Below are 11,435 nucleotides of genomic sequence, written 5' to 3' on the forward strand. Positions count from 1 at the left end.
ATCACCCAGTGATTCGTGGAAATTAAGACTAAAGCCCGTCCTCTGTGATGGGCTTTACTGTTTCTCAATATTGGCATCTCAGCCTGAGAAAAAATAACTGCTCGATATAACCAACGAAAGCGCAAGCAAAACTACCGTTACCACGCAATGAGCTTTACACTTAACAAGCGTCTCAATAGGTGAAAATATGGAACTCATTCTCTCTCTTCTGCAACAAACTTGTGTCTACTTAGTGATTGCTTACATGCTAAGTAAAACCCCGCTGATTCTCCCTCTGTTGAGCATATCCTCACGTTTAAGCCATAAAGCCAGCTGCTATGTTCTGTTTTCCCTGTTCTGCATTATGGGCACCTATTTCGGACTGCAGATTAATGACGCGATAGCCAACACTCGTGCAATGGGGGCGGTAATGGGAGGGCTGTTTGGCGGCCCTGTCGTTGGCTTTGCGGTGGGCTTTACTGGCGGAATTCATCGCTACTCATTAGGTGGCTTTACTGACTTAGCTTGTGCGATTTCAACCACAGCAGAAGGCTTGATTGGTGGCCTGCTGCATGTGTACTTAGTCAGAAAGAACAAAGCCAGCCAGCTGTTTAATCCGCTGGTAGTGTTCTCTGTCACCCTATTTGCAGAGATTATTCAGATGTTGATTCTGCTTGCAGTCGCTAAACCGTTTGAGCAGTCCTACGCTCTAGTTTCTGATATTGCCGCGCCAATGATCATTGCCAACTCAGTGGGCGCTGCACTGTTCATGAGCATCATTCAAGATAGGAAAACTATCTTCGAGAAGTACTCAGCGACCTTCTCTCGCCGCGCATTAACCATCGCCGAACGCTCCGTGGGTATTTTGCATGGCGGTTTTAATTCAGATAACGCGCAAAAAATTGTGCGTATCGTTTACGAAGAGACCAACGTAGGTGCGGTAGCAATCACTGATCGAGAAAAAATCCTCGCTTTCGTCGGCATTGGTGATGAACACCATATTCCAAATACCCCGATTTCATCGCAAAGCACACTGACTTCGATGGAACAGAACGACATCATCTACCTGGATGGTAAAGAGAACCCATACCAATGCTCACTCTCACAGGATTGTAAGTTGGGGTCAGCGCTGATTATTCCGTTACGAGCAGGTAATGAAGTCGTCGGAACCATCAAACTGTACGAGCCAAAACTCAAGCTATTCTCAACCATCAACATGTCGATGGCAGAAGGTATCGCTCAACTATTGTCAAGCCAGATCCTGTTTAGCAACTATCAGCAACAACAGACACTACTGACACAAGCGGAAATCAAACTACTGCATGCTCAAGTGAACCCACACTTCTTGTTTAATGCGCTTAATACGATTAGCGCCGTTACTCGCCGTGACCCTGATAAAGCGCGAGAGCTTATTCAGCACCTATCTCACTTCTTTAGAAGCAACCTTAAGCAGAACATCAACACTGTGAAACTCAAAGATGAGCTTGCACACGTCAATGCGTATCTCACCATTGAAAAGGCACGTTTTACCGACCGGTTAGAAGTGGAATGGAACATAGACCCACAGCTATACGAGTCACAACTACCAAGCTTTACCCTGCAACCATTGGTTGAGAACGCCATCAAGCATGGCATTTCGAACATGCTAGAAGGTGGCACAGTGAAGATCTATAGCGAGGCTTTCGAGGGTGGGTTCAAGTTAACCGTTGAAGACAACGCGGGTAATTATCAGAAGCCATCTCAAGATCATGTAGGATTAGGGATGGAGATTGTTGATAAACGACTCACTAATTTCTTTGGACAAGATTCAGCACTAAAAATAGAATCTCAACCACAGCAATTTACTCGAATGAGCTTTATCATACCTATACTAAAATAATGATGTTTTCATAGATGTTAGCTCCCCCAGTAGTAACATTTAGCAGACATTAAAAAGATAAGCGTGAATCAAGCAGGGATGGCACAAAAATGAAGATTGTAGGATGTTAAAAGCATTAGTTATCGATGATGAGCTTTTTGCTCGCGAAGAACTGATTGAACTTCTGACCGAAACCGGAGAAGTCGAAGTCATTGGTCAAGCGAGTAACGCAATTGAAGGACTTAAGCAGATCAACCTTCTCAAGCCTGATGTGGTGTATTTGGACATTCAAATGCCTCAGGTCACCGGTATTGAATTGTTGAGTATGCTTGACCCGGAAACCATGCCCTACGTGGTATTCGTCACCGCCTACGACCAATATGCTATTCAAGCCTTTGAAGATAATGCTTTTGATTACCTACTTAAGCCAGTCGAGCCTTGTCGATTAAACAAGAGCGTTTGTCGCCTGAATAAGGTCATCAAACAAAATCAGAAAGCGCCAGTACAAGACATCTCTTCGATTGCTCCCTGTCACTTAGAGCAGATTCCATGTATTGGTCATAACCGCATTGTGATCATGGCAAGCCAAACGGTCGAGTGCGCCTATTCCGATATCAGTGGGGTGCATGTACGTAGCTCATCGCAAACCGCGACTTCACAGTTAACGCTAAAGATCTTGGAAGAAAAAACCGATTTGATCCGCTGTCATCGCCAGTATTTGATCAGCATAAAGTCGATCCAAGAGATCAAACTGTTAGAGAATGGATTAGCGGAGATCATTACCCTGACTGGCTTTGAAGTGCCTGTTAGCCGTCGTTACCTCAAGACTTTAAAAGAGCAGCTCGGTCTTCAGTAAACACATCTCGGACGGGACATAAAGCACGATCAAAAAAGCCAACGCATCAACGTTGGCTTCCTACTGTTTACAAATCGATAGTATTTGCGAATCGATAGTGTTACGCATCGATCTTGTCACCAATCAATAGAGATTAGTCGACTTGCTTAATCTGTAGCTCTTTTGGTACTTCAAAGAACATGTTCTCTTCACGACCTTGAATCTCTTCAACGTCAGTCGCACCTAGCTCACGAATACGATCTAGAATTTGGTTTACCAGCTCTTCAGGAGCAGAAGCACCGGCTGTTACACCGATTTTCTTTTTCCCTTCAACCCACTCGGTTTGAATGTCTTCAGGACAGTCAGTTAGGTAGCCTGGTGTGCCTAGTTTCTCAGCTAGCTCTTTTAGACGAGTTGAATTCGATGAGTTCTTAGAACCAACCACTATCACCACATCAACGTCATTCGCCATCTCACGCACAGCGTCTTGACGGTTTTGAGTCGCGTAACAGATGTCGTCTTTACGTGGGCCTTGAATCTCAGGGAACACTCGACGTAGCTCTTCAATCACATCTGCAGTTTCATCTACTGATAGCGTAGTTTGGCTAACATAGTGCAGGTTACTTGGATCATTCACCACGAGGTTCTGTACGTCCTCTGGTCTTTCAACCAAGTACATACCACCAGTTTGGCTCGCGTACTGACCCATAGTGCCTTCCACTTCAGGGTGACCTGCGTGGCCAATCAGTACCACTTCCATATGTTTGCGGCTCGCACGAGCAACCTCCATATGAACTTTAGTCACCAAAGGACACGTCGCATCAAATACCGTTAACTCACGCTCTTTCGCTTCTTTACGAACCGCTTGAGAAACACCGTGAGCCGAAAAGATCACGATGTTGTCGTCTGGCACCTCACTCAGTTCTTCGACAAAAATAGCACCACGCTGCTTGAGCCCCTCAACAACAAAGCGGTTGTGTACCACTTCATGGCGAACATAGATCGGTGGCTGATACATTTCGAGTGCACGCTCTACGATGCTGATCGCACGATCGACACCGGCACAAAAGCCACGAGGGTTAGCTAACATTATTTTCATTTCATTGCTCATCATTTACCGCGGTACTAAGGTTGCTTCTATAGAGTTCGCCGTCAGCGAGGTTCGCATTCTACAGTGAAGCGTCTAGACAGTGAAGCTCTGGGTGAGATCACAGCTGTAAGGCTATCTTATTCTAGCGTGAAGACAGCTATTCTAACGTTAAGAGAGTTATTCTACCGTTAAGATATTGACGTCAAAGCTAACGTCTTGACCAGCGAGTGGGTGATTAAAATCAACCGTCACTGAATCACCTGCGATCTCAGTAATAATACCTGGAATTTCCATACCGTCAGGACCTGAAAATGCCATGATAGTGCCCACTTCAACTTCAGAGTCGCCAACAAACTTAGCACGATCCATATAGTGAATATGATCTGGGTTTGGCATACCAAACGCGTCTTCCGCCTTCAGTTCGATAGACTTTTCAGTGCCGGCTTCAAGTCCAAGTAAGCACGCTTCAAAGTTCTCACTTAGGCTGCCATCACCCATGACGAACTTCGCTGGTTTGCCCATGTTCTCCGTACTATCGGCAACTGAACCATCCTTCATTTTAATCGTAAAATGTAGAGTTACTGCTGAATCATTTTTAATTGCTGCCACGTTACTTTCCTTAGACTTCTTTATTATTTGAGGATGCGCTGTGCTTTGCTTCCTTGTTGACTGAAGCATAAAAAAAAGCGCCGTCGGAATCAACCGACAGCGCTTAGGGCTATTCTATTCTGTGAGTCATAGACTGACTTTAAGACAATCTATTTCAAAGCGTTTTTACTTAAGGCTTATTCGCCTATTTGCTTTCATCTTTCTTGCGGAAACCATCGAGGATGATCATCGCAGCACCGATACAGATTCCCATATCCGCTAAGTTGAATGCAGGCCAATGGTAAGTACCCCAGTAGAAATCTAAGTAATCGACAACAAAGCCGTGTACTACTCGGTCAAATACGTTACCAACAGCACCACCAATGATGATCGCATAAGCAATGTTATTCCACTTCTCTGCCGCAGGTAGTTTGCTCATCCAGTATGTCAGCATGCCCGTTACCGCAAAGGCGATACCAGTAAATAACCAACGCTGCCAGCCACTCTGATCGCTCAGAAAGCTAAATGCTGCACCATAGTTATGGACATACAAAAAGTTAAAGAATGGCAACACCTCAATACGGTTTGCCCAGCCATAACCCATATTGTCCATGACGAACAGTTTGATGCTAATATCGGCAAGGAAGACCAACAGAGCCAGCCATAACCAACGCACACCAGATTGTTTTAACGAAACTTCACTCATTTCTATTCCTAGTATTTACGAAGCCAGTACCCATTTAATCTTCCTGTTTAAGGGATGATGAGCACTCAACTCGGTTAAACACATTTCCTATAATTAAAAATAACCCCAGTTGATACTGGGCTATGATTTTTACAAAAAGTTCAGTCTTTCTCTGAGTCGTTATGCGAACTTACGCACTTCGCCTTCACCGTCGATGTTCGACACACAACGACCACAAACTTTCTCGTGACCTTCGATAGTGCCTACATCTGGAGTGTGGTGCCAGCAACGGTCACACTTCTCAGCTTCAGTAGCCGCAACTTCAACGAATAGACCAGCAACGTCTGTCGCTTGCGCTGCATCAGACTTCTCGCTCAGTGGCTTAACAACAGCTGCAGAGGTGATAAGTACGAAACGTAGCTCATCTTCTAGCTTGTTGATTTTAGCCGCTAGTGCATCGTCAGCGTATAGAGTAACTTCAGCTTGCAGTGCACCACCGATCGTTTTCTCTTTACGAGCATCTTCAAGAAGCTTGTTCACTGCGCCACGAACAGACTGGATTTCAGTCCAGAATTCGTTGCTTAGCTCTTCGCCTTCTGCAAGACCAAATAGACCTTCGAACCACTCACCTGTGAATACGAACGTGTCGCGCTGCTCTCCAGTTGGTAAAGAGCTTGGCATTTCGTTCCAAATTTCATCTGCAGTGAACGACATGATAGGTGCCATCCAACGAACTAGAGCTTCTACGATGTAGTAAAGCGCCGTTTGACAGCTACGTTGAGCATGGCTGCCCTGCTTCGCTGTGTACTGACGGTCTTTGATTACGTCTAGGTAGAAAGAACCCATTTCGATAGAACAGAACTGCATTAGACGTTGAGTCACACCGTGAGTGTTGTACTCGCCGTATGCTTTAACAATCTCTTCTTGTGCAGCTTGAGCACGGCCAACAGCCCAGCGATCAAGTGCAACCATCTCTTCAGCAGGAACTAGGTCAGTTTCAGGGTTGAAACCGTTCAAGTTCGCTAGGAAGAAACGAGCCGTGTTACGAATACGACGGTAAGCATCCGCTGAACGCTTCAGGATTTCATCAGAAACCGCAACTTCACCCGTGTAGTCTGTAGAAGCAACCCATAGACGCAGGATATCTGCACCTAGCTTGTTGGTTACGTCTTTAGGAGCAACAACGTTACCGATAGATTTAGACATCTTACGGCCGTTACCATCCACTACGAAACCGTGCGTTAGTACTTGCTTGTACGGTGCTTCGTCTTTCATCGCGATAGATGAAATTAGAGAAGACTGGAACCAACCACGGTGTTGGTCTGAACCTTCAAGGTAAAGATCAGCACTGTGAGTGCGCTCTTCGTTCGGGAAGTTGTACTCTTCACGAGAATCAACAACAGAGAAGTGCGTAACACCTGAGTCGAACCATACGTCTAACGTATCCATTACTTTTTCGTACTTATCAGCGTCTTCTGCGCCCATAAGTTCAGCAGCGTCTACATCCCACCAAGCTTGAATGCCTTTCTCTTCAACTAGCTTCGCAACTTTTTCAATAAGCGCTGGGCTTTCTGGGTGAAGTTCTGCTGTTTCTTTATGAACAAACAAAGCAATTGGCACACCCCAAGTACGTTGACGAGAGATACACCACTCAGGACGACCTTCAACCATGCCTTCGATACGGCTTTGACCCCATTCAGGCAACCACTCAACACTCTTGATTGACTCTAGTGCTTTAGCACGTAGGCCAGCTTGATCCATAGAGATGAACCATTGTGGTGTTGCGCGGAAGATGATTGGAGTTTTGTGTCTCCAACAGTGTGGGTAGCTGTGCTCGTAAGCGTGGTGATGCAGAAGTGCACCTTTCTCTTTTAGAACTTCTAAAACAGAGTCGTTCGCTTTGAATACGTGCTGACCAGCAAATAGCTCTGTATCTGGCAGGTAAACGCCGTTAGAACCAACTGGGTTAGCGATTTCTAGGTTGTACTTTTTACCAACCACGAAATCTTCTTGACCGTGACCAGGCGCAGTGTGAACCACACCAGTACCTGAATCTGTTGTTACGTGATCGCCAAGAACTGCAGGAACAGTAAAGTCGTAGAACGGGTGGTTGAACTGAGAAAGCTCAAGATCAGCACCTGTAGCAAAACCAAGGTTGTGGAAGTGCTCGATACCTGCACGATCCATTACGTCTTTTGCTAGTTCAGAAGCAACAACGATACGTTGAGCAGGCTGGTCGCCATTCGCTTCAACTTGGATAAGCACGTATTCAAGATCATCACGTAGACATACTGCGCGGTTAGCAGGCAGAGTCCATGGTGTTGTTGTCCAGATAACGATAGAAATTTCGCCTTGACCCGCATGACCTTCAGCTAGAGTAAATTTCTCTAGAAGCGCCGCTTCGTCAGCTGCTGTAAATTTCACATCGATAGATGGAGAAACTTTATCTTTGTATTCAACTTCAGCTTCAGCCAGAGCAGAACCACAATCAGTACACCAGTGAACGGGTTTGAAACCTTTAAGAAGGTGACCTTTGTCTGCGATTTTGCCAAGAGAACGAATGATGTTCGCTTCTGTGCCAAAATCCATAGTGCGATAAGGTTTGTCCCACTCGCCCATGATGCCAAGACGTTTGAAGCTCTCTTTCTGACCTTCAACTTGACCCGCAGCGTACTTTCGACACTCTTCGCGGAATTCAGCCGCCGAAATCTTCTGACCAGGCTTACCTTTCTTCTTCTCAACCATTAGCTCGATTGGAAGACCGTGACAGTCCCAACCAGGGATGTACGGTGCATCAAAATCAGAAAGGGTCTTAGATTTGATAATAATGTCTTTAAGAATCTTATTCAGCGCGTGGCCAATGTGAATATCGCCGTTCGCGTATGGAGGGCCATCATGCAGTACGAAAGATTTTTTACCTTTCTTTGCCTTACGGATTTCGCCGTAAAGATCTTCTTTGTACCAACGCTTCAGCATTTCTGGCTCACGATTTGCCAGATTGCCGCGCATTGGGAACCCTGTTTCTGGTAAGTTCAGGGTATCTTTATAATCACTCATCGATTCTTAATTCCGTTATATTGGGCGAAGTTAGACATTATGTTAATCGGTGGAATCATCCGATTAATTCTTTAGCTGAAGCAGCCACACCCTTGCGGCTTCAGCATCCAATTCTATTTGATTCTTTAGTGCGTCGAACGATTCAAATTTTATCTCGTCGCGCAGTTTGTGCAAAAGTCGTACTTCTAACTGTTTACCATATAAATTGGCTTTAAAGTCAAAAAAATGCACTTCCAATTGCTGCCTTACCCCATTAACTGTTGGTCGTTGTCCAATATTAGCAACGCCACCGACAGGAACACCGTCGATATCCAAAGCTTCAACAACATACACTCCCGATACAGGAGAAACACAACGCTTTAATGGAATATTAGCGGTAGGGAAACCGATAGTTCTCCCTAGTTTTCGACCATGGGACACTCGACCACTAATACTGTAATCACGTCCTAACATGGTAGCACTTGCAGCCAAGTCATCGACCGCTAATGCATTTCGTATCTCAGTACTGCTTACTCGTAATTGGTTTAAGCAATAGCTTTGGGTGCTGACCACCTCAAAACCGTACTTCTCGCCCGCCTCTTTGAGCATAGCGAAATTACCGGTACGACCTTTACCAAAGCAAAAATCGTCACCAACCACCAAGAACTTCACACCAAGCTTATCAACCAAAAGATCCTTAATGAATGCTTCCGCGGATAAACTTGCAAAATACTGATTAAAATTAACACACAATAAGCGACTGATATCTAGCTTACTCAGTTGCACGTATTTGTCTCGTAAACGAGTTAAACGTGCTGGCGCTCTATCTCGGGCAAACAGCTCCATAGGCTGCGGTTCAAACGTCATAACAACAGAAGGTAGCCCTAATGCTGCAGCTTGTTTAGAAACCTGACTCAAAACCTCTTGATGTCCTAAATGAACACCATCGAAGTTACCTATGGTTAATACACAGCCATGATGCTGCGCTTTAATATTGTGTATACCTCGGATCAGTTCCATTATGATCAGCTAAAACCTGTTATTTGCATCATTTATTGTGTGAAACCGACGGATTATATACTAATCAGTATTAATCTGTCGCTGCTTTTAAATGTTTTACTCGGATACCTAAAATCAGTACCGAAACAATATAAACAAAGCCACCAAGTCCAATCAAGCCAGTTAATGTCAGCGCTCTCTGGCTAAAGCTCCATTCAAGCCAATGTTGCATATTATCCAGCTGCCATAAAATAGCCGCTACCATCACCACACCTGAGATAATTAATTTGGCACTGAACAACAAGGTTGTCTTAGTTAATTGATACACACCCGCAAGGTGCAATCCTCGATATAACAAGGCCATATTCACAAAGGCAGACAGTGCCGTCGCAATCGCCAAACCCACATAGCCATAAAAACAAGCAAAGATCGCGTTAAACACCATATTGGTCACCATAGCGATAATGCCGTACTTAACCGGTGTTTTGGTATCTTGGCGAGAGTAATAGCCCGGAGCTAAAACTTTAATCAGCATGAAATTAAGCAAGCCTGATGCGTAAGCTACCAATGACATCGATGCTTGCTGTACATCGTGTGGAGAGAACTCACCACGCATAAATAGCACCATCAACATGGGTTTAGCTAAAACGATAAGACCTAACATCGCAGGAATACCAAGCAGCAACACCATGCGCACGCCCCAATCCATGGTATGCGCGAACCCTTCCCCTTGAGCATCTACGTGTTTACGAGACAAAGCAGGAAGAATCACAGTCGCAATCGCGATACCGAATAAACCGAGAGGAAATTCAAGCAGTCGGTCTGAGTAGTACAACCAACTGATAGAGCCTGTTGCGAGGAAGCTGGCAATAAAGGTATCAAACAATAAGTTGATTTGGCTGACCGATACACCGAACAGAGCAGGGATCATTAATGTGCGGATCTTAACCACACCCGGGTCTCTCCATCCCCACTTCGGCTTAACCAACACACCCGCTTTGATCAAGAAAGGCATTTGGAAAAGGAATTGGACTAAGCCACCAAGAAACACACCAATAGCCAAACCAATTTCTGGTTGTTCTAAATTAGGTGAGATAAACCATGCAGCGCCTATGATCATCACGTTCAAGAACACAGGAGTAAAAGAAGAGACCGCAAATTTACCTAATGTATTAAGAATGGCACCAGATAAAGCGACGAAGGTGATAAACCATAAATAAGGAAAGGTAATCTTGAGCATAAAGCTCGCTAGCTCAAATTTGGGTGCTGATGGGCCATCATTTAGCCAGTCGATAAACCAACCCGCACCAAACATCGCGGTGATCACGCCAGAGCCCAATACCCCGATGACGGTGACAATAGAAACTAAAACCCCGAGCGTCCCCGACACCTTAGCAATTAAATCTCGTGTCTTATCTTTATCACCTGCGGCGTGATATTCCGTTAATACAGGAACAAACGCTTGAGAAAACGCACCTTCTGCAAAAAGTCGACGTAAGAAATTAGGAATTTTATTAGCGAAGAAAAATACGTCGGCACTCGCTCCTGCCCCCATCAAATTTGCTACTACTACATCACGTACTAGCCCCAATACACGGGAAACAAAAGTCATTGCGCTGACAATCAGGCCTGACTTTAATAGTCGTTTACTCACAGAAACCTCTGACACTGGTTGATTACTTTCAAGCGAGGATAAATACTATCCTGTCCTAAGAAGCATATTTATTAGCATTGGTCTAAAAATGCTGTTAGAATCCCCGCCATCTTAACCGCGATGACCTTTCCATACCAAAGTTTGTTTGGCTACGATTGGTTTTTGCACAAATCATTTGACAATTAAGCGCTAATGAGGGATAGTCCTCGCCCTTAAATTGTCACCGAACTAAGTTTTTGGGAGTTAGACCCTTGGCAAACAGTAAATCTGCTAAGAAGCGCGCTATCCAAGCTGAGAAACGTCGCCAGCACAATGCTAGCCGTCGTTCTATGATGCGCACTTACATGAAAAAGACTATCGCAGCTATCGCAGCTGGTGATAAAGAAGCTGCAACTGCTGCTCTTGTAGAAGTTACACCACTTCTTGACCGTATGGCGACTAAAGGCCTTATTCATAAGAATAAAGCTGCACGTCATAAGTCTCGTTTCGCTGCTGCAATCAAAGCTCTTTAATAGAAATTTGATTACAACGCAAAACGAAAAAAACCGGCCTAGGCCGGTTTTTTTATATCTAAATTTTGAGTAACGCTTTTATTTTACGTGCTAACAGCCGTTTTTCTGACCGATAAACAATTTAAGCAGATAGATAAAACAAACAATCAGAAAAATAAATAGAGAAGCAAATTGGTACGTAGATAGATAGATAGATAGA

9 protein-coding genes are annotated in these 11,435 nt (G+C 44.7%); 3 read left to right on the forward strand and 6 right to left on the reverse strand.

Annotation, left to right across the window (positions count from 1 at the left end; genetic code table 11):
* The first annotated feature begins 187 nt into the window (after positions 1–187).
* Together AB4161_RS20575 and btsR are read left to right on the forward strand one after the other, a co-directional pair.
* On the forward strand, positions 188–1,858 hold the full coding sequence (locus AB4161_RS20575) for a LytS/YhcK type 5TM receptor domain-containing protein (protein WP_372084122.1): 1,671 nt from the start codon (positions 188–190) through the stop codon (positions 1,856–1,858).
* Positions 1,859–1,961: 103 nt separating this feature from the next.
* Positions 1,962–2,693: a two-component system response regulator BtsR gene (gene btsR, locus AB4161_RS20580; RefSeq protein WP_048669575.1), complete on the forward strand. Its 732-nt coding sequence runs from the start codon at positions 1,962–1,964 to the stop codon at positions 2,691–2,693.
* A gap of 133 nt (positions 2,694–2,826) precedes the next feature.
* Here the strand turns inward: btsR and ispH are convergent, their stop codons facing one another.
* The 6 genes from ispH to murJ all read right to left on the reverse strand — a co-directional run bounded on the left by ispH (position 2,827) and on the right by murJ (position 10,724).
* Positions 2,827–3,783, reverse strand: coding sequence for a 4-hydroxy-3-methylbut-2-enyl diphosphate reductase (gene ispH, locus AB4161_RS20585; protein ID WP_029235087.1), 957 nt, complete (start codon positions 3,781–3,783; stop codon positions 2,827–2,829).
* Positions 3,784–3,939: 156 nt separating this feature from the next.
* On the reverse strand, positions 3,940–4,371 hold the full coding sequence (fkpB, locus tag AB4161_RS20590) for an FKBP-type peptidyl-prolyl cis-trans isomerase (protein ID WP_017059345.1): 432 nt from the start codon (positions 4,369–4,371) through the stop codon (positions 3,940–3,942).
* A gap of 184 nt (positions 4,372–4,555) precedes the next feature.
* Complete coding sequence (gene lspA / locus AB4161_RS20595; protein ID WP_372084124.1) at positions 4,556–5,056, reverse strand: signal peptidase II; 501 nt, start codon at positions 5,054–5,056, stop codon at positions 4,556–4,558.
* Between the two features lie 159 nt (positions 5,057–5,215).
* Positions 5,216–8,092: an isoleucine--tRNA ligase gene (ileS, locus tag AB4161_RS20600; protein ID WP_372084125.1), complete on the reverse strand. Its 2,877-nt coding sequence runs from the start codon at positions 8,090–8,092 to the stop codon at positions 5,216–5,218.
* 63 nt (positions 8,093–8,155) lie between these two features.
* Positions 8,156–9,091 carry a bifunctional riboflavin kinase/FAD synthetase gene (gene ribF, locus AB4161_RS20605; RefSeq protein ID WP_017062867.1) on the reverse strand — a complete coding sequence of 312 codons (936 nt, stop codon included), beginning with the start codon at positions 9,089–9,091 and terminating at the stop codon, positions 8,156–8,158.
* Positions 9,092–9,161: 70 nt separating this feature from the next.
* On the reverse strand, positions 9,162–10,724 hold the full coding sequence (murJ, locus tag AB4161_RS20610) for a murein biosynthesis integral membrane protein MurJ (protein ID WP_032547643.1): 1,563 nt from the start codon (positions 10,722–10,724) through the stop codon (positions 9,162–9,164).
* A gap of 251 nt (positions 10,725–10,975) precedes the next feature.
* Here murJ and rpsT point away from each other — a divergent pair, with 251 nt between their 5' ends.
* Complete coding sequence (gene rpsT / locus AB4161_RS20615) at positions 10,976–11,236, forward strand: 30S ribosomal protein S20 (RefSeq protein WP_004739529.1); 261 nt, start codon at positions 10,976–10,978, stop codon at positions 11,234–11,236.
* Positions 11,237–11,435: the final 199 nt, after the last annotated feature.

The organism is Vibrio sp. 10N.286.51.E5, assembly GCF_041469125.1.
Classification (GTDB): Bacteria; Pseudomonadota; Gammaproteobacteria; order Enterobacterales; family Vibrionaceae; genus Vibrio; species Vibrio crassostreae_C.